Consider the following 19,211-nt stretch of genomic DNA (forward strand, 5'->3'; position numbering starts at 1 on the left):
TCTCGGTTAAGTCTCATCGCTTGTCCTTTTCTTGGTCGAAAACGCAAGTTAGAAACCTAACCATCCCTAGAATTCACTTTCTAGGGATTTTTTTTTGTTTTCAGCCTAGATCGGATTTACTTGACGATGAGAATCCGCGAAATATAATATCGCATTCGGTTTAATGTCGGCTTCTCTCCTTGCTGCGAACGCTTTTGCGGAAGATGCCGTTTCCGGTGAATCCGCCGCAGAATCCAAGGGCCCTGAAGTCGCAATCTCCGGCGAAGTCGAGTTCGATGCCTACACCGGCGATCTATTCAATGACGACGAAGTTACCCATAGCTACGCCTCCACCTTTGATTTGAATTTCGCAGTAAAGTTCAATGATCAATGGTCTGCAGAAGTCCAGCTGGAAGCCGATGGCGAAACCACTGATCCTGCGGCAATCTATAACGGCGCTTTCGTTCAGTATAGTAAGAGCGAAAACTTCGTGATTAAGGCAGGTGACCTGACTTTCTCTGAAGGAGCCTTCCTGAACTACTATGGCTATGATGATCCTGCGGATAATGCTGCAGGTATGGCCGAACACGACATCCGAGGAGTTGAAATTGATTTTAATGGCTTTGTTTTTGGCCTTGGCTTTGGTCGCGGCGACAACGACAATCAAGTATGCGTTGAAGAAGATGGTGAAGAATCGTGCGTAGGCGTTGCATACAACGCTCACTTGGCCTATGAATTGGGCTTGGGCGAACACACGTTGCGTCCCTATGTGGATTACAAGTCCTATCAGGAACCGAAGCATAATGAACTTCACGCGGGCTTGGATGCAAACCTGAAGTTTGGTGGTTTCGGTTTCCATGCGGTTTATGGTCTTCATGCCGATGCCCTCGGAGAAGATGAACCGGGCGCAACACACGCCTTCCTGGTGGAACCCTCTTTTGAGGTGGGAGGCTTCAATATCAAGGCTTCCGCGTTCTATGCAATTATGGATGATGACGCTCCCATCGATCACGGCGAGGAAATTCCCGAGTATATGTTTGCCTATGTTGAACCCAGCATGAGTCTCGCTGGATCACTGACTCTTGGCATTCCGCTGGAATATCATACTAATACTTTGGACAGCGATGATGAACTGGAATCTTTTGCTGTTGGGGCCCGCCTGTACTTCGCTCCGGTGGAAGGTCTGGAAATTACCGGCTTTGCCATGGTCAATGTGCCGCTGGGTGACGATTACGGCGATAACGATGATGTAGGGCTGAACCTCGGTCTGGAAACCGTATTCGCTTTCTAAGAATATGCCATAAAACCTCCACCAGCTTTAAACGTTACCTCATAAAGCTGGACGGGTATCCCGCCCCGGTGAGTGCCGCGGGCGGGATATATTTGAATCTTTTTGAAACTTAGTTTAAGCTAACTATGGCAAAAATGCTTGATTCCTGTCTTGTTCGGCAATGCGCCCCTACACTCGCTGGAGTAAAAGTGGGCAGTCTATTCTGCCTAGAAATTGCAGATGGTGTGTTGCTGTGCAATATTCTTGCTCGCTGGAACAAGACCTTAAATGTGAAAGGAGTTTTTGCTCGAGTTCTGGCTGAAAAGAATGGCCGGTATTACATCTATGTGTATAGAGATTGTGAATTGGAAAGACTAAGCAAAATTGGTGAAGTGCAGTCTTTTTTAAAGGGTTTTGGCTATGCGGAATTTGATGTTGAATCTTTGCTGAAGTTCTTTAAAGTTCGAATGGCGAAGTCAGCCTGTTTCCCTCACGAAGTGGGCGTTTTTCTTGGTTACCCTTTAGATGACGTTCGTGATTTTATTGTGTATGGCGGTAAAAATTACAAGCGGATCGGTTGTTGGAAAGTCTACAATGACGTTCCGAACTCTATGCATATTTTTGAAGTCTATAAAAAATGCCAAAAGATTATGGCGGATATGTTTGAACGAGGCGTTTCATTGGAACGCCTAACTGTCGCAAGTTAATTGTTTCGCGTCATTCTGAGCGAAGCGAAGAATCTAAAAAAAGGAAAAATAAAATGAGCAAAATTGCAATTGTCTATTGGTCTGGAACCGGAAACACTGAAATGATGGCTAAGGAAATTGAAGCTGGCGCAAAGGCCGCCGGCGGTGATGTTTCCATTTTTGCCACTTCTGAATTTACCGCTGATTCTGCAGCTGTCTTTGATAAGTTTGCTTTGGGTTGCCCGGCTATGGGCGCCGAAGAACTGGAAGATAGTGAATTTCTGCCTTTGTATGAACAGCTGAAACCGTCTCTTTCTGGAAAGAAGGTCGTTTTGTTCGGTTCTTACGGCTGGGGCGGCGGTGAATATATGACTGCCTGGAAAAATGATGCAGTCTCTTCGGGCCTTATCTTGGTGGATGATCCCCTGGCTATTGAAAATGCCCCCGATGATGATGGCAAATCCAAGTGCCAGGAATTGGGCAGGGTATTGGCTTTGGCATAAAAGGTGATGCTGGCCTTTATCAGCATGATTTAAGAATAACATCCTGGATTTATTTCTGGGGCGGTAATAAAAAAATAACAAGGGAAATAACATGAAACTTTTTAAATCTTTTGTATTTGTAACAGCATTCTCTCTTGTGTCGGGATTCTTTGCTGCTTGTTCTGACAATTCCAGCAGTTCTTCCGGTAATGATTCTGTGGAGGTCGATAGCTATCTTTCGAAAATTCAGGGCAGTTATATTGAACTTTTCCCAGAAATGGAAAAGGGAGAGTATCGTGACATCTGGATTAATGAAATACAGAAAATCCATCCTGACATGAGCAAGGAAGAAGCGAATGCTTCTACCGAAATGATTATTGGCATGATGGAAGGAGACATTATTGGTGAAGAGGCTGCTGCCAAATATGATATGTCGACGGGCGACTTTGCCTTCAATTGCTATTTCTTGCATAAGGTTGCAAAGCTTACCGTTAAGGGTAACATCATTTCTGGTGTTGACAAGAATGGAAAGCAAATCTTTAGCCACAGCTATTCCCTAGTTAAGGAAGTAAATGACTCGTTCTTTGAACGTCTCTATAAGAGCGATGATGAAAATTCTGGTGAATTCACTTATTTCATTTTCACGGGAGACACTCCAGAAGAGACTTTCCATTTGGAATTCCGTTATGGAAGTACAGATGAAAAAATCGGATTTGACGGATTTAATACCGGCTCTTATGCTTATTGGATGGCTGCAGCTATTCGGGCAGATTATGACGACAAGGTGATGGATGACGTGATTCGTCTTTTCGTAGATGAAAATCTTGGCGATGAAAATGAATAGAAAGTTAGCATAACTAACAAAGTTAGTTAGTCTAACTTAGTTCTAGACTAACTAACTTAGTTCACCCAATCCTAAGTCCTACCTGGTCTGGAAGTTTATAACTTACTTTGTATGTAAGTTATGTTTTTGCGTTTAAAACTCTAAATTATAACTCAAGCGGGAATTGTCCTGCGAAAAAATAAGGAGAGTTCTTATGTCCATTTTCAAAAATGAAAAGTTCTGGTTGGTTGTTGCTGGTGCCGTTGGCTCCGCTGTAACCAAGAAGGTCCTTAAGGCCAAGAAAACTCGCGAACTTGCGGTGACTGGACTTGCTCATGGCATGAAGTTCACTGCCGATGCAAAGGCCGCCTTCCAGGATATGAAGGATGAGGCCAATGACATTTGCAATGACGCCAAGGCCGAAGCTGGTCTCGACAAGTAGTTCCTAATCACCAACCTTATTTTTCATGAAATTCAAAATTAAGTACGATCAGCCTGGCCGCATTCGTTTTAACGCTGGCCCCTACGCTTTCGAACCCGAATTTGAAGCACGTATTCACAAGGCTTGTGTCAGCTTGCCTTGTGTGGAACGAGCTGTTGTGCGTAGCGTCAATGGCGGTATTCTTCTGGAATACTCTGCTACCGACGGGGATTTTGACGTAAGTCGAAATTCCATTCTGAATTTTATGAAGGATCTGGTGCCCAAGACCCTTCCCGAAGCGGATGGTGAAACTGAATTCCAGCTGCAAAAGCTGGATGATAATTTTCAGAATAGCCTGTGCGTGATGATTGCCCGCCGTTATCTCATGCGCTGGTTTGTTCCGCTGCCCATACGTACGGCCATTACGGTTTTCCGGGGGCTCAAATATGTGGCCAAGGGTATTTCTACGCTAGTAAACGGCCGTTTGACTGTAGATGTTCTGGACGGTGCAGCTATAGGGGCGTCCATGCTGCAGAAAAACTACGACTCCGCGGGTACGGTCATGTTCCTGCTGGGCGTATCCGGTTTGCTTGAAGACTATACCAAGGCTCGTACCCGTACGGCCCTTACAGGAAGCCTTGCTGTAAAGGTGGACCAGGTCTGGGTAGTGAAGGATGGCGTAGACACATTGGTCTCTTTGAAGGATGTTCTGCCTGGTAACCTGGTAAGAGTCCGTTCCGGAGCCATGATTCCTGTGGATGGAACAGTTGTAGAAGGCGAAGCTTTTGTGAACGAATCCACCATGACGGGCGAATCAAAGGCTGTGTTGAAGAATGCGGGAAAGACAGTATTTGCGGGCACCGTACTGGATGAAGGCTCCATAGTGGTAAATGTCCGTGCGGTTAACGGCAATACGAAAATCCAGAAAATCATCGAGCTCATTGACCATAGTGAAGATCTGAAGGCGGGCATCCAGAGCCGTGCGGAACATCTGGCTGATAGCATTGTTCCCTTCAGTTTCCTGGGATTTGGTCTTACGCTTTTGCTGACACAGGACATTTCCAAGGCTGTTTCCATCCTGATGGTGGATTATTCCTGCGCCATTAAACTTTCTACCCCGATTTCTGTGATTTCTGCATTGCGTGAGGCGGCGGATATGAACATGACGGTGAAGGGCGGAAAGTATCTGGAAGAATTCGCCTTGGCAGATACCATCATTTTCGATAAGACGGGGACGCTTACCAAGGCGGAACCGAAACTTCAGAAAGTCATTGCCTTTGGTGGTCGTTCCGAAGAAGAAATTTTAAAGATAGCAGCCTGCATTGAAGAACATTTTCCCCATAGTATGGCACGCGCCATTGTAAATGGTGCTGCAGAGCGAGGCATCGACCATGCGGAAGAGCATGCGGACGTGAAGTATATTGTGGCTCACGGAATTGCCACAACCTTGAATGGTGAACGCGCTGTTATCGGTAGCAGGCATTTTGTCGTTGAAGACGAAAAAGTTCTCGTAACCGAAGAACAGCAGTCTGTCATTGATACGGAAGGCGGTGCCGCTTCTGTGATTTACTTAGGAATTGGTGGTAAGTTAGCCGGCGCCTTATGCATTAGCGACCCCCCGCGAGAAGAAGCTGCTTTGGCCATCAAGCGTCTTCGTGAAACAGGAATCGGTAACGTGGTGATGATTACGGGCGATAGTCAGAATGCTGCAGCACGAACTGCTGAAATTCTCGGCATAGACAAATTCTATGCGCAGGTCTTGCCTGAAGACAAGCACAATTATGTGGAATGTCTGAAAGCGGAAGGTAAACGCGTCATTATGGTGGGGGATGGCATCAATGATGCTCCCGCTCTAGCTGCGGCAAACGTTTCTGTTGCCATGAGCGATGCCTCCGATATTGCTCGAGAAACTGCGGACGTAACTCTCCGAGGAGAAAATCTAGAAGATTTGGCAGAACTTCGCGTTCTTAGCCAAAAGTTGATGAATCGAATCCAGACCAACTACAAGTTCATCGTCGCCTTTAATACGGGGCTACTTGCGGGCGGTTTCTTCGGATTTCTTTCTCCCGCTACATCTGCATTTTTGCACAATGCATCCACTATGGCTATCTGTGCAAAAAGCATGACTAGGTTGAAGGCTTCATAACACAGTTTGTTGTTCCTGCAGCAATCAGCTCCTCCCAATTATCCATAGCGACTTTAACTACGTCGGGATCGTACATAATCCCGGCGTTCTTTTTTTATTTCTTCCTTGCAAATGGAAACGTCCAGTCCCTTGCGGTAAGGACGGTCTGAAATCATGGCGTCGATGGAATCTGCGATAGCGATAAGTCTTGAACCTAGGGGAATGCTGCTGCCAGACAATCTGTCGGGATAGCCTTTTCCATCCCAGCGTTCATGGTGACCGCGAACAATGACGGCTACTTCTTCAAAGAGTTTCGCTTTCCGTAAAATTTCGTAACCTTGCAAAGAATGGGATTTCATGATTTCCCATTCTTCATCATTCAATCGTCCTGCTTTCAAAAGAACATCGTCACGAATCCCGATTTTACCCACGTCGTGCAGATGCGCGGCAATGTGAAAATGCTCTTCCTGATCGCCGGTTATGCCCATAAACCTGCATAGGGCTTCCACCATTTCCGCTACGCGGGAGGAATGGAAACTGGTGTAGGAATCTCTTGCTTCCAGGGCGGAAACGACGCACAAGATTAAGTCATGGTATTGAGATAAGGCTGACATGTGCCCCTCCTTCCGATGACTTAAAGTTAGTTAAAGCTAACTATTTTGTAAATATATTCCCGTCATTTTCTTTGTGTTTGCTTACTTTTTTAGTCAAGCAGCGTCATTCGGCTGATCGTTATGTTTGTTGCTTCTACGCCGTTTTTGGGGGCACTGAGTTCTAACATATGTTTCTCTTGGGGGTCAAAATTAGTGAACTGCTCTTTTAATTCATCCCATCGCACAAATACAACCCTTTGATTTCCTTTACCAACTTCGCGTTTAGCATATGTTTTTTTTTGGTTGCCATCTACGTACTGGGTAAGTGACAGCAGGAAATAGTTGTCTGAAGAATATTCCATGCAGAAACCATGGGCATTTGCTAGTTCTTGCTTAATAGCTTCTTCATTATTGGGAGCTACGGAATTGCCTCCCGACAATAGAATTTCGTATTTGTCATCGGATGGTTTTATTTCGCCCATTTTTTGTCCTGAGGATGACCAGTTGTTGAATACTTGGAAGATTCTGCCCGTTGGGAAAATTTCCGAGCCGTCGCATTCGAAATGAACATCGGAATTCAATGTTGTGATTTTATGAATGGTTATAGAGCTATTACCCGAATAGCTGGAAAAATCGATTGAATTTACTTTTTCTATTGAAAATCCGTCTGATAAGTTCGAGTTCTTTTGTTCCTCCATCAACTCCATCAAACTTTTGTTTTCATTCCATGACCATGTGAATGAACTTTTTTCGCCATTTGTATTAGGCATCTCTTTGTAAAGCAAAATAGGTTTATTACCGCTACTCTCATCGACGACGTTAGCATGTAAATCTCCTGAACCAGTGTATTCAACACAGAATCCACCCCAAGGTCCAATATTCATGGTATTTGGGGATGCTGCCAAAGGCATTGTTAATGAGCCCCCATGAGAAAGATATGCTGTTACTCCGTCTGAACTTATTTTGCTCGAATCTGAGTTATACACTTGGTCATACGTAATAAATTTTCGACCAAATCTATTAAACTCTGGATCTTCTTCCGCATCATAAATCACGGTGCCGGTGCAAGATTCGAATGCACTGCTGCTGGATTCTGCAACAGAAGAGGAACTGCCTGGATCAGTTGCTGAACTGGAACTGTCCGTGCTGTCGGAAGATTCGACGTCGCCCTTGCTGGAAGAGCTGAGCTCGCTGTCATCGCTGCCATTGTCGCTGTCGCTAGAAATTTCTGCGAAGGCATTGCCGTCGTCATACTTGTCCTGGAAGTCTTCCAGATAGTCGGAACAGGCTGCAAATGCAAAGAGAGACGCTGCGATTGCTAGATCCTTCGCTACGCTCAGGATGACACGGGTGGGGTTGCTCAGGATGACACGGGAGGGAGTGCTCAGATTATTCAATTTCATATCATCCTCTCCTTAGAAAAGTAGTGTTACGCCCAGGCCCACGAGACCCGCAGCGGCAATTCCAAATCCAACGGCACGCAGCGTCTGTGCGTTTTCGATCTTGTCACAGCGGTCGTCGTATTCTTTTCGGGTCAAGGTTTCTTTCTTGCTTTCGTTCTTGGCTTTGCTGTTAAAAACCGCTGCCATTACGCCACCGCCAACCATAACGGCACTTGCGATAACGGGCGGAATCCAGGATTTCTTGCTTCCCTTGTCCTGTGCGGAAGCGTCCTTGGCTGCATCGCTGGCGGCAGTGTTCTTGCCGTTTTCCTGTTCCGTTGAGTCTGCCACAGAGGGCACTAGGGCAGTGGAATCTCTGGATGCTAATTTCTTGACGATGGGGGCGGGCTTAGTAGAATCGCCGACAATGGCGTTGGAGGTGATTTCTCCCTTTACCTTGGCACGGTTGATCGCTTTCTTGTTGCCCCAGAACCAACGGCCCATAAGGTCCTTTTCCTGGTAGGCGGCGGTGAATTCTACGCGGCCTCTAAAGTTCTGCATTTTCCCGCTGGTACCTAAAGGCAGCTGAACTTGTTGGTCCAGAATGTTGACGATCACATGGGAAAAGTTTCTGCCGGTAGGTAAGGATGCCACGTTAAAGAGCTCCGCACCGTTTAGGTAATAAGCTCCTGCCACGTTCTTGTTGAGGTCTAAGTAAAAGTCCAGATATTCCGGTTCAAGAACGATTTTCACGTTGGCGCTGCTCTTTTCCAGGGAATCGTTTATGACGTTGATCCGGTCTACGAAAAGAGGTGCAAATTCATCGCGAGCCTTTCGGACGACGACTTCGCCGCACTTATCTACCCAGCGGTCCAGCAGGCTTTTCTGCTGGTTCATTAAGGCCTCATCGTAGTACAAGTTGAAATCGTAGGTGGCGTCAAATGCACCTTCCAAGTCAAGAGGTTCCAGGTCCACGTTGCCGCTCAGTTTCAAAAGCCTATCCTTGGATACCAGAATGCCTCCAAGTGCATTTGCGCAAACTTGAATCTGCTCCGTTCTTTCCGCCAGGGAATTTCCCATCTTTACGGTACTCAGTCGCACTTCGCCGGTTACTTCCATGTACTGGTTTTCAAATTCGGGAAGGTCGATGGAATAGAAATGTCCGCATTCCTCGTCCAACACGTCGTTGATGGAAATCATGGAGCAGCGGTCGTTCATCTCGGCGATTTTCTTTGCCCGGGAGAGCAAATTGTCCAGCTGGGGATTTTCTGCACCCATCTCCAGCTTGAGACTTTCCAGGTTTCGCTGCAGGTTTTGCAGTTCGCTGGGATCCTTGACGAACACGGAGACGGTCTGGCTTGCAAAAGAAGCCATGGCCAGAACGCTTACAATTTTTGCGACTTTAAAAAAGCTCATATCCAAAAACCACGATGCTTGAGTTGGCCCAAAACAAATCCCTCAAATACGAATTTAATAAAAATGGGCGAAGGTTGCGAAACGTTCGAAATCTTCGGGGGTGGTCAGCTTGTCGTTCATGGCGGCGCCCTTCACGATATAGACCGGTTCGCCAAAAAATTCCAGGATGCTAGCCTCGTCGGTGGGGACAAAGTTCAGGGGCTCTGCGGCAATTCGTTTGTACAAAGTCTTAAGTACGTCAATGCGGGCGGCCTGTGGGGTCTGGGCCATCCATACGGTATTGCGGTCGATGGTTTTCTGGACTTGTCCGTCAACGGCAATTTTAATGGTATCTACGGCGGGTTTTGCCACCAGGCAAGCACCCTTCTCCACAAGAGTGCGGCAAACGTCAAGAATGATTTCCCTGCTGATGAAGGGGCGGGCAACGTCATGTACGAGAACGTACTCCGCAGAACTCGTCAGTGCGTTGACGCCATTTTCTACGGACTGCCAACGTTCTGCACCGCCCACAACAATTTTCAGCTTGGCCCGCATTTCTGGAGTGAGGCTGGCGCAGTTCTTGTCTGCTGCCGATCCGAAAAGCTCGTTTTCAAAATGGCTTTTCCAGTCGGCAGGTACGGCCATGACGACTTCGGCAATTTCGTCCATCTGCAGGAACGTCTCAAGGCAATAACGGTAAACAGGCTTGCCGCCCAAAAGCATCAGCTGCTTGGGAATGTTTCCGCCCATGCGCTTGCCCAGGCCACCGGCCGGGAGAACCACTGCAAATTTCTTGTCCATAGTCAAACCTGTTTTTACGATAAACGTTGTTTTTGATTACTCGATGGTGAAGTAGGTGTCGTAGTAAATAAAGGGACGTTTTTTCTTGCGCTTGAATTTTCCCTTTCCGCCACCTTCCAGTTCGGAAACCAAGTCCTGGATGCCGCCCATATCAACCTTGTTGGAATCGCCTTCTTCGTCCGGTTCTTTCACCTTGAAGTAGGGGATGACCAAATCGAAATCTTCCTTATCGGCATCCTTTTCGAAGTTGAAGGAATATTCAGTTTCGGTGTTGCCATCCTTCACGCGCTTGCTGGAAATGCTGATACTCATGAGACGGGCGTTAAGAGTCACTGCGTCAAACTGAACGTCCATATCCAGGGAATATTCTTCCAGGGGAAGGGTGGTCTTGGAAAAACAGAAATCGCCAACGCTGTTGAATACGCCGTCCAGTTCCACGCCGTACTTCATCAGGTTGCGGAGCATGGTGTGAGATGCACCGTATTCCATTGCCTTGAGGGTGAACTTGGACTTCACCATAAGCTGGTGAGTTTTCAGGGAGTACTTGTCCAGGCGGGAGGCCAGGTTCATTTGCATCTTAAATTCTTTTGCCATAAATCAATCCTTGTTTCAAAGGCAAATATAATTTTTTCTACATTTGTTTCATCTTGTTAAATCCTTCTGACTGCAATACGAAACGGGAAGGATTTCCCTAAAAAAGGGACTGCCAATTTTCGCGAAAAGGCGAAATTGGATTTTCACTGATAAATCAAATGAAAAGATCCGATGCAAGAATCGGGTTGTTTCATGTTCTTTCGAAAAAAGGAATAATATGGCTGAATCTGTCGCAATTTGCGAAAATATCTTGCAAAATGCAAGCGAATGTATTACATTGTCGGAAAATGGAGGTCTGAGTATGGCTCTTTCTACAATTTCCGCACGTATCGAAACAAAGGACAAGGAACGTTTCGACAAGTTCTGCGAGAATGTGGGGCTGTCTACGTCCTCTGCCCTCAACTTGTTCGTCAAGGCGGTTCTCCGTGAGAATCGCATCCCTTTCGAAATTTCCCTTCCGGATCCCTTCTATAGCGAAAGCAATATGAAGTTCCTTGAGGAAAGTGCTGCTGCTTATAAGGCGGGAAAGGTTGTTGTTAAGACGATGGATGAGTTGGAGGCGATGGCGGATGAGTAAAATTGCTTTTTCTGAATTAGGTTTTAGTGATTATCTCTACTGGCAGTCTCAGGACAAGAGATGTAAAAAAAACAGATGGCTTGTTGCCATCTGTTTTTCTTTTGAAGATCTTCGCGGAACTAATCAGCGATTTTGCATAGAATCGGCCTGCGCGAATTCTGCGATGATTATTCGCCTACCTGGCCGCTATGCAAGCGATCCAGGAAGTCCTTGGTTTCCAGAGCCACAATGCCGCTCAACAGAATCAGGGCAATCAAGTTGGGGAATGCCATGAGGCCGTTGAAGATATCTGCGCAAGTCCACACGGCGCTTACGGTGAGGTAGGGGCCGATGAAGATTGCTGCAACGTAAATCCAGCGGTAGGTGAGGATGGCCTTCTTCTTCTTGCCGCCAATCAGGTACTGCAGGCACTTTTCAGAATAGTAGGCCCAGCCCAGAATGGTGGTGAATGCGAAGAACACCAGGGCGATTGCCAGGAAGTAGGGAGCGATGGTTGCGCCACCGGGGAAGAATGCGAGACCGCGGGAGAAAGCTTCCATGGTGATGTTCACGCCTTCGAGACCCAGCTTCGGGTCCCAGGCACCAGAAACCACGATGGCAAGGCCGGTCATGGTACAAATGATGATGGTGTCGAAGAAAGTACCGGTCATGCAAACCAGACCCTGACGTACAGGTTCGTTGGTCTTTGCGGCGGCAGCTGCGATGGGTGCGGAACCGAGACCAGCTTCGTTACTGAAGATACCGCGGGCGATACCTTTCTGCATGGCGATGAAGATGGTGCCTACCACACCGCCGGTCACAGCGCTGGGGTTGAATGCGGCGCGGACGATGGTCTGGATGGCTTCGGGGATTGCAGCGAAGTTCATCATGAGCAAGAGCATGCAGGCAAGAATGTAGAGGATTGCCATGACGGGAACGATGTAGGTAGAAACCTTGGCAATACGCTTCAGACCGCCGATGATGACGAATGCGGAGAATGCTGTCACCAGAACACCAGCAATGGCGGTGGTGATGCTGACGGAGTTGCCGCCGATGTTCACGAATTCAGCGGCGTTGGGAGTGAGTCGTGCCATGGCGCTGGTAATGCCGTTCACCTGGGTGATGGTGCCGATGCCCATGACGCCTGCGCAGACGCCGAAGATGGCGAAGAGCACTGCAAGCCACTTCATGTTCCAGCCGAAGCGTTCCTTAAGGCCTGTTTCGATGTAGTAGAAGGGACCGCCCAGAACCTTGCCGTCCTTGTCCATCTTGCGGTACTTCACAGCCAGAACGCCTTCGGCGTACTTGGTGGCCATGCCGAAGAAGGCTGCCATTTCCATCCAGAAGAGAGCGCCGGGGCCGCCGGTGCCGATGGCTGTTGCAACACCCACGATGTTACCGGTACCGATGGTTGCGGCAAGAGCGGTGCAGAGAGCGCCGAAGCTAGAGACTTCGCCCTGGCCGCCCTTTTCGTTGTGGAGCATGTAACGCAGGGCGTTGGGGAGGTTCACCACCTGCAAGCAGCCCAGACGGACTGTGAGGAGCAGACCTACAAACAGAATGACGACAATGAGGGGAATTCCCCAAACATAGCCATCGATGGTATCAAGAAAAGCGGTAAAAGCTTCCATATCGATCCTTTGGCTACGCGGACACATGCCCGCTATAAGTAAAAATTACGTGCGGAAATATAGTAATGCGTTATAGATCAATAAGTTATGAGCTGTAAAAGAATGCTGAAATACAAACGTCCATGACAATTTAAGTCATGTTACAGAAAATGGAACACCGACGTGAATTGGAGTTTTGCTAAATTTTGACACAGAAGAATTTTAATCCCGCGTGTTTGCGGAAAAGGAATAACTATGTGCGATTGCTGCAATAATAAGCGTCCCGTCCGTGTGCGTTTTGCCCCCAGCCCCACAGGCTACCTCCACGTTGGTGGTGCCCGTACCGCTATCTATAACTACTTCTTTGCAAAGGCCATGGGTGGCGTTTTCTACCTCCGTATCGAAGATACCGACCGTAAGCGCTATAACGAAACTGCACTTCACGACCTTATGCGCGACCTGAAGTGGCTTGGCCTCCAGTGGGACGAAGGTCCGGGTTGCGAAAAGGATTGCGGTCCTTATTTCCAGAGCGAGCGTCTGCACATCTATAACGAACAGATCAAGAAGTTGCTGGATTCTGGCGACGCCTACTACTGCTTCTGCACCGAAGAACGTTTGCAGGAAGTCCGTGCCGCCCAGGAAAAGGCCGGCGTCTCTGTGACCGGTTATGACCGTCACTGCCGCAGCATTAGCCGCGAAGAAGCCGAAGCCCGCATTGCCGCTGGCGAAAAGGCTGTAATCCGCTTCAAGGTTCCCGAAACTGGCGTTACCGAATTTGACGACGTGATCCGCGGTCACATTGCCTACCAGAATGAACTTCTGGACGACCTGGTTCTGATCAAGCGCGACGGCTATCCCACTTACCATTTTGCATCTGTTGTGGATGACCACCTGATGGGCACTTCCCATGTGCTTCGCGGTGACGAATGGATTTCTTCTACTCCCAAGCACGAACTTTTGTACAAGGCCTTCGGTTGGGAACCTCCTGTATGGTGCCACCTGCCGGTGATTCTGGACAAGAACGGCGGTAAGCTTTCCAAGCGTAAGGGTGCCGCTTCCGTTGGCGACTTCCGGGACCTGGGCTACCTGCCCGAAACTCTGGTGAACTACCTGGCACTCCTGGGCTGGAATCCGGGTGACGACCGCGAAGTCATGAAGCTGCAGGAAATGATCGATGCCTTCAAGCTGGAACGCATCAATCCCAAGTCCGCCATGTTTGACGAAAAGAAACTGCAGTGGATGAACGGCCAGCACATTCACATGTGCGACGACGCTGCCCTCCTTTCCATCATGAAGGAAGGCCTTGCCGCCAAGGGCTTCGACCTCAGTAACGAACGGTCAGCACGTCTCCTGGAAATCGTAAAGAACCTGAAGCCCCGCGCACACTTCGTGCAGGACCTGGCAGAAATGTCCACCTACTTCTTCAAGGCTCCGGAATCCTACGACGAAAAGGGCGCCAAGAAGCACTTCGGTGAAGGCTCCAAGGCCCTCTGCCAGCAGGTTCGCGACATGCTGGCTTCCATCGAAGATTTCAAGACCCCGGTCATTGAAAAGGAGTTCTACGCTCTGGCAGAACGCATCGGCCACAAGGTGGGCGAACTGGTGGGCGCTCCCCGCTTGGCTGTTTCTGGCGTTACCGCTGGTCCTGGCCTGTGGGAACTTTTCGAACTGCTGGGTAAGGAAGAAACCCTGCGCCGTATCGACGTAGCCCTCCCGCTCATGGGATAACAAATAGTGCTTAGTAAACAGTGGTTAGTAAACAGTAACAACTGACCACTGACCACTAACCACTAACCACTAACCACTACCCACTAACCACTCAATCAATGCGAGCTTTTTTCCCTCATAAGTTGTACAATCAGAGGCTGTTCTGCCGCCGTTGCCAGCAGGTGACGGACCACGGCATTTATGCCCGCGAAATGTACACTACCCTTGGAGGGATGGAGGCGAACATCCCGCTGCTGTGTACCTGCAGTGAATGCCAGACCATCTTTGTGGCGTTCTCCAACGAGTTCGTGTTCTGCAGGCCGGAACAGGTTAACCAGGACTACTCCAAGGTCTTTGGCGTGAACCGCATTATTCCGGGGAACTGGCTTTACTTTAAGGGATCGCAGAAACCCTGCGTTGTCAAGAGCGTGTTTCATGCGCCGGACAAGGATGTGGTGAACGTCGTTTACGATAACGGACCGGTCCAGACGGTGGAATGCCCCAAGGTGGAAATCCAGCAGGAAGAGTCCCCCGGCGGCTACCGTCTGTTGCCTGCCCAGAGTGCCCACACTTTGATTGGCGATCACATCTATCACACCATACGAGACCAGTTTGGCGTGGCCGTCGGTCTTGTGTGGGATGGGGAGAAGGATAAGCTGGCGGTGCTCCTGAAGGATGGCATCCTGGTGTTGATTACCTTGCCCGATGCGGTCCAGAACATGCCCAACGATAAAATGCTTGAAATGGTCCGCGGTAAGTTAGCTCAAGTGTTCCCCCAGGACGTAGGCAACATTACGCTTGATTCCAGCCGGGGCATTGTATTCTTGAACGGCTTCACCAAGAACTTGTCCATCAAGCGCGCTATGGTGGCATGCATCAACAGCCTACCTAAGGTTCGTGGCTGCGTAGACTTCGTAAAGATTCAGCCCGAGGATTACGCAACCGACGCGCAGATTGAACGTTTTGTCTTGACGCAATTGGAGCAGCCCTCGTCCAGATTGTTCGATTATCACGTGACTGTACGTGCCGGCAAAGTCGAAGTAGACGCACGTTGTGCGGAAAAATATTACTCCAAGGATTTGGAAAATAAATTGGCTGAATTGCCCGGAGTCATGGATCTGAATTGTCGCATCGAGAGAATTCCCGACGACGCCATGGAAAATGACTTGCTGTGCAAGCAGATCGAAGCGGATCTGGCCTTGCATTCCATGCTCCAGGATACTTGTATTAAGGTTTCATTCTCCCAGAAGAAATTCTTGCTGGAAGGATTTGTTCATACGACATTCCAGAAACAGCTGGCGTCCCTTTCCGTGATGAAAAGGGCGGTGACCACTGCGGTGGAAAATCGCTTGCGACAGATTTAAATTTTGAGGAGCCCCTATGGCGACTGGATACGAAAAGATTAATGCAATCAAGAGTCTCTTGAAGACAAAGATGACTGTGGCCCAGATGGCAAACTTGCTGAATTGCGGCCCCCGTACGGTGTTCCGCCATCTGGAGGTTTTGACCAACGAAAACTGCGGCCTGCGCAGAACAAAGGAAAATGGTCAGACTTATTACGTTATTCAAACTAACGAAGAAGTCAACTTCAACCAGACCATCGTTAAGCAGCTGGAAAAGATCAAGAAGAACATGGGGAGCGCCAACGCTCAGGACATCAAGAACGTAAAATTGGTGGACAAGATTATCGAGCAGTTGGGCGTGACCAATCCCGATGAATTCAAGCCGGAAGCTATTACCACGGACCCGGACTACATTTTGGATTACGGTCCCTTTAGCGATAATAAGCTGCAGAGCACCAGCATCAATCGGGTGCTGAAGGCAATCCACGATCACTTCATGATCAAGATTTCCTACAGGCCTTCGTCCCACGAAGCGGAACCCAGCATTTTTGAACTTCGCCCGGTGAAGGTTATCATGCGTATGGATACGCTGTACTTGATTGCCGCCGATGAAACTTACGAAGAAACCGGCGTGTTCAAGAATTTCCTGTTTGAAAATATCATTAGCGTGCAGGAAACCAACACCGCTTTCCAGAAGATTGCCTTTGACGCTGCGATCCACTACAAGTACGCCTTCGGTAAGTATACTGCGATGACGAAGCCGGAAGAAGTTTCCCTGCTGGTGAAGAACAAGTGGCTCCAGACTCAGTTTGAACGTTCCCACTTTACTCCGGAAGCCTCCAAGCGTATGGATAAAGATGGCAACATGATCGTGGATTTGAAACTGCGCCTGACTCCGGATTTCAAGACTTGGCTGTTGGGCGTTTCTCCCGATGTGAAAATTTTGAAGCCCGCTTCCTTGAAGGAAGAAATCAAGGAAATGCTGAAAAAGACTTTAGCTGAAATGGACGATTAAGCGTTGGCTATGGAACACAATCTTTCTGATTACAGCTTTGAATTTCCGCCGGAACTGATTGCCAGCCGTACTGCTGGTAAGGGCAAGACCCGCATTTTACACTGCCCGAAGGATGGAGGCGAACGCCACATCATGAAGGCTCCCGAAATCGTTGACTTGTTCAAGCCCGGTGACTGTCTTGTGGTGAACAACACCAAGGTGATTCCCGCTCGCCTGTACGGCAAGACCATGCACGACGGGGAAGTGGAAACCCTACTGGTCCAGGCCATGATTCCTGCTGAAGACGGTTCGGCACGGTACGAGGCGCAGGTTCGCCCGGGCAAGGCTTTTAAGGTTGGCCGCGAGTTGATGATCGCAGGAGTCAAGACTACGGTGGAATCCATCAACGAAGATGGTTCCCGCGTGCTGCGTTTTGCGGTGACGCCTGTGGAGCTTGAAGCTGTTATGAATGCTCAGGGCCATGTTCCGCTGCCGCCTTACATTAACCGCCCGGATGACGAAGAAGACAAGAAGGCATACCAGACGATTTTTGCCAAGTATTCGGGTGCTGTGGCCGCCCCGACGGCTAGCCTCCACTTTAGCGAGGAAATGCTCGATGCGTTGAAGGCGAAGGGCGTGTACGTTGCCGAGGTGACACTTCATGTGGGCCCCGGCACCTTCCAGAATATTTCCGTAGAAGATTTCACCCAGCACAAGATGCACGGCGAACACTACGAACTGACGCAGGAAAACGCCGACATTATCAACAAGGCAAAGGCTGCAGGTGGCCGCGTGGTGACTGTGGGTACTACCAGCACCCGTGTGGTGGAAACTATTGCGGATGACGCAGGCGTGGTCCGTGCCCAGAAGGGAGTGACGCACGCATTCTTCTATCCGGGATACCGCTACAAGATTGTGGATGGGCTGCTGACTAATTTCCATTGGCCCAAGAGCTCGCTGATTCTTTTGGTTTCCGCTTTCTATGGGCGTGAAAACACGCTGGCCGCTTATAAGATGGCCGTGGAAAACCAGCTGAAACTGTTTAGCTACGGCGACGGCATGCTGATACTGTAAAAAATGGTTGCCCTCAGGGAAACGCGGGTTGATCGCAGGCTGGCCGCAGGTTGATCGCGGGTTGGCCGCAGGGCGTTTTTTTGGCGCGGACTAGTATGAATCTTTGCAAAGTGTGTGATTCATACTAGGATTTGGTCTCTGCTACGGGGGTGCCCTTGGTGGGCGTAGTATGGAAAATGGGAATTGTCTCTTTTCATACTAGTCCGCGCAGGGAGTGGTGTTTGCTAGTAGAATGAATCTTTGATAATACAACTATTCATACTAGGCCTACACCGGATAGGTCTTGTGCGGGGTGAAAAACGTAGTATGAAAATGAGCGTTTGCGAGGATTAGTACTAGTCTCTTCTATAAGCCCCTTTCCCTTACAAAAGATATTCCTTCGCAATTTGCTTTGCTTGAATCGGGCTTAAAGGCTGCTTGCCTGTTTCTAAAGAAATAATCAGATTTCTCCCGAGAACGTATCCGTCATTCAGATAGTAGTACATTTTTCTGACGGTTTTTTCTGCATAGGAATCTCTGTCTAGCATGCCAAAATGTTCCCACACGATTTCCTCTCCCGTTCGGATATTTAGGCAGGTGAAATCTGGATATATAGTGATGCCGTTGATTGTATGAGGACATTCATAGCGAAAAGGAATTTTAAGCTGGTCCAAAGTGTCTGCGATGAATGCTTCTGATTTAGATCTGACACGCAATCCGCAATTTGCGAAGTACTCGAAATCTCCATCAAGAAATGTTTTTCTCGTGTAGTCCTTGCTGAGCCAATCTTCCGTGAACGTTTTCTTGTCGGGGCGGAATGGCGTGATCATTCTTTTTCGTAGAGACGGTATCTTGTTGGATATTTCATCGAGGTGAGTTTTTTCGACGGCCTTTACTAAGGGATGCATCAATTTTTGAATTGTCCTAAGCGATGTCAAAAGTGTTTCGTCGTATTCTTTCTGGGCGAGTTTCTTTACGTCGGCAAGATGTTTCTTATTGAGGTAAACTCCGTTGGAATATTTCTCCAGCACATGATAAAAACGAGGGATTTTATTTTTCCCTTGCTGCATCACGCGCAAATATCCCTCGGGGGCTTTCTTCAATGATCTTGTTTTTTCATTGCAAAGCTTGTTTATCATAGAGAGTTGTTTTTGTAGTTCCAATAGGAAATCGTTTGATAGTAGTGATTTGAACATGAGGCTTCCTTTTATTGTGTATTCTATACACGCTTTTTTCCCTCGGTTTGTTCAAAGTTTTTTTGTAAAAAATATTCTACAGCGCGCGGACTAGTATGAATCTTTGCAAAGCGTGTGATTCATACTAGGGTTTTGTCTTTGCTACGGGGGTGCCCTTGGTGGGCGTAGTATGGAAAATGGGAATTGTCTCTTTTCATACTA

Annotated in this window: 18 protein-coding genes; 11 read left to right on the top strand and 7 right to left on the bottom strand. The window is 48.3% G+C overall.

Going from position 1 to position 19,211, the window contains the following annotated elements; all coding sequences use genetic code 11:
- Positions 1-163 precede the first annotated feature (163 nt).
- The 6 genes from BGX12_RS12020 to BGX12_RS12045 all read left to right on the top strand — a co-directional run bounded on the left by BGX12_RS12020 (position 164) and on the right by BGX12_RS12045 (position 5,807).
- Complete coding sequence (locus BGX12_RS12020) at positions 164-1,270, top strand: hypothetical protein (protein ID WP_109736304.1); 1,107 nt, start codon at positions 164-166, stop codon at positions 1,268-1,270.
- 125 nt (positions 1,271-1,395) lie between these two features.
- Positions 1,396-1,956, top strand: a complete 561-nt coding sequence (locus BGX12_RS12025; RefSeq protein WP_109736305.1) for a DUF3793 family protein — start codon at positions 1,396-1,398, stop codon at positions 1,954-1,956.
- A 53-nt stretch (positions 1,957-2,009) separates the two neighbouring features.
- A complete protein-coding gene (locus BGX12_RS12030) occupies positions 2,010-2,438 on the top strand; it encodes a flavodoxin (RefSeq protein WP_109736306.1) in 429 nt (142 codons plus the stop codon).
- A 91-nt stretch (positions 2,439-2,529) separates the two neighbouring features.
- Positions 2,530-3,261 carry a hypothetical protein gene (locus BGX12_RS12035; RefSeq protein WP_109736307.1) on the top strand — a complete coding sequence of 244 codons (732 nt, stop codon included), beginning with the start codon at positions 2,530-2,532 and terminating at the stop codon, positions 3,259-3,261.
- A gap of 193 nt (positions 3,262-3,454) precedes the next feature.
- Positions 3,455-3,682, top strand: coding sequence for a DUF1490 domain-containing protein (locus BGX12_RS12040; protein ID WP_109736308.1), 228 nt, complete (start codon positions 3,455-3,457; stop codon positions 3,680-3,682).
- 25 nt (positions 3,683-3,707) lie between these two features.
- The gene (locus BGX12_RS12045; RefSeq protein ID WP_109736309.1) at positions 3,708-5,807 is read left to right on the top strand and encodes a heavy metal translocating P-type ATPase; all 2,100 of its coding nucleotides are present in this window, start codon (positions 3,708-3,710) and stop codon (positions 5,805-5,807) included.
- A 53-nt stretch (positions 5,808-5,860) separates the two neighbouring features.
- Here BGX12_RS12045 and BGX12_RS12050 read toward each other — a convergent pair whose 3' ends face one another.
- The 5 genes from BGX12_RS12050 to BGX12_RS12070 form a co-directional block, all read right to left on the bottom strand.
- Complete coding sequence (locus BGX12_RS12050; RefSeq protein WP_199220770.1) at positions 5,861-6,400, bottom strand: HD-GYP domain-containing protein; 540 nt, start codon at positions 6,398-6,400, stop codon at positions 5,861-5,863.
- A gap of 89 nt (positions 6,401-6,489) precedes the next feature.
- Positions 6,490-7,782 carry a hypothetical protein gene (locus BGX12_RS12055; RefSeq protein ID WP_109736310.1) on the bottom strand — a complete coding sequence of 431 codons (1,293 nt, stop codon included), beginning with the start codon at positions 7,780-7,782 and terminating at the stop codon, positions 6,490-6,492.
- Between the two features lie 12 nt (positions 7,783-7,794).
- Positions 7,795-9,177: a hypothetical protein gene (locus BGX12_RS12060; RefSeq protein WP_146196331.1), complete on the bottom strand. Its 1,383-nt coding sequence runs from the start codon at positions 9,175-9,177 to the stop codon at positions 7,795-7,797.
- 54 nt (positions 9,178-9,231) lie between these two features.
- The gene (gene ispD, locus BGX12_RS12065) at positions 9,232-9,957 is read right to left on the bottom strand and encodes a 2-C-methyl-D-erythritol 4-phosphate cytidylyltransferase (protein ID WP_109736312.1); all 726 of its coding nucleotides are present in this window, start codon (positions 9,955-9,957) and stop codon (positions 9,232-9,234) included.
- A gap of 36 nt (positions 9,958-9,993) precedes the next feature.
- Positions 9,994-10,551, bottom strand: coding sequence for a hypothetical protein (locus BGX12_RS12070; protein WP_101479653.1), 558 nt, complete (start codon positions 10,549-10,551; stop codon positions 9,994-9,996).
- Between the two features lie 217 nt (positions 10,552-10,768).
- Here BGX12_RS12070 and BGX12_RS12075 point away from each other — a divergent pair, with 217 nt between their 5' ends.
- Positions 10,769-11,128 carry a type II toxin-antitoxin system RelB/DinJ family antitoxin gene (locus BGX12_RS12075; protein ID WP_233246383.1) on the top strand — a complete coding sequence of 120 codons (360 nt, stop codon included), beginning with the start codon at positions 10,769-10,771 and terminating at the stop codon, positions 11,126-11,128.
- 167 nt (positions 11,129-11,295) lie between these two features.
- On the opposite strand, the gene BGX12_RS12080 is transcribed toward BGX12_RS12075, so the two are convergent.
- Entirely contained in the window at positions 11,296-12,738 is a 1,443-nt protein-coding gene (locus tag BGX12_RS12080) for a sodium:alanine symporter family protein (protein WP_109736313.1), read from the bottom strand.
- Between the two features lie 234 nt (positions 12,739-12,972).
- On the opposite strand from BGX12_RS12080, the gene gltX reads away from it, so the two are divergent.
- The 4 genes from gltX (at position 12,973) to queA (ending at position 17,835) form a co-directional block, all read left to right on the top strand.
- A complete protein-coding gene (gene gltX / locus BGX12_RS12085) occupies positions 12,973-14,445 on the top strand; it encodes a glutamate--tRNA ligase (protein ID WP_109736314.1) in 1,473 nt (490 codons plus the stop codon).
- A gap of 98 nt (positions 14,446-14,543) precedes the next feature.
- Positions 14,544-15,788 carry a BON domain-containing protein gene (locus BGX12_RS12090; RefSeq protein WP_111361659.1) on the top strand — a complete coding sequence of 415 codons (1,245 nt, stop codon included), beginning with the start codon at positions 14,544-14,546 and terminating at the stop codon, positions 15,786-15,788.
- A gap of 16 nt (positions 15,789-15,804) precedes the next feature.
- Positions 15,805-16,782: a YafY family protein gene (locus tag BGX12_RS12095; RefSeq protein WP_109736316.1), complete on the top strand. Its 978-nt coding sequence runs from the start codon at positions 15,805-15,807 to the stop codon at positions 16,780-16,782.
- Between the two features lie 9 nt (positions 16,783-16,791).
- Entirely contained in the window at positions 16,792-17,835 is a 1,044-nt protein-coding gene (gene queA, locus BGX12_RS12100) for a tRNA preQ1(34) S-adenosylmethionine ribosyltransferase-isomerase QueA (protein ID WP_109736317.1), read from the top strand.
- Positions 17,836-18,197: 362 nt separating this feature from the next.
- Here the strand turns inward: queA and BGX12_RS12105 are convergent, their stop codons facing one another.
- Complete coding sequence (locus BGX12_RS12105) at positions 18,198-19,010, bottom strand: hypothetical protein (protein ID WP_109736318.1); 813 nt, start codon at positions 19,008-19,010, stop codon at positions 18,198-18,200.
- Positions 19,011-19,211 lie beyond the last annotated feature (201 nt).

This window comes from Fibrobacter sp. UWR4 (assembly GCF_003149045.1).
Taxonomy (GTDB): domain Bacteria; phylum Fibrobacterota; class Fibrobacteria; order Fibrobacterales; family Fibrobacteraceae; genus Fibrobacter.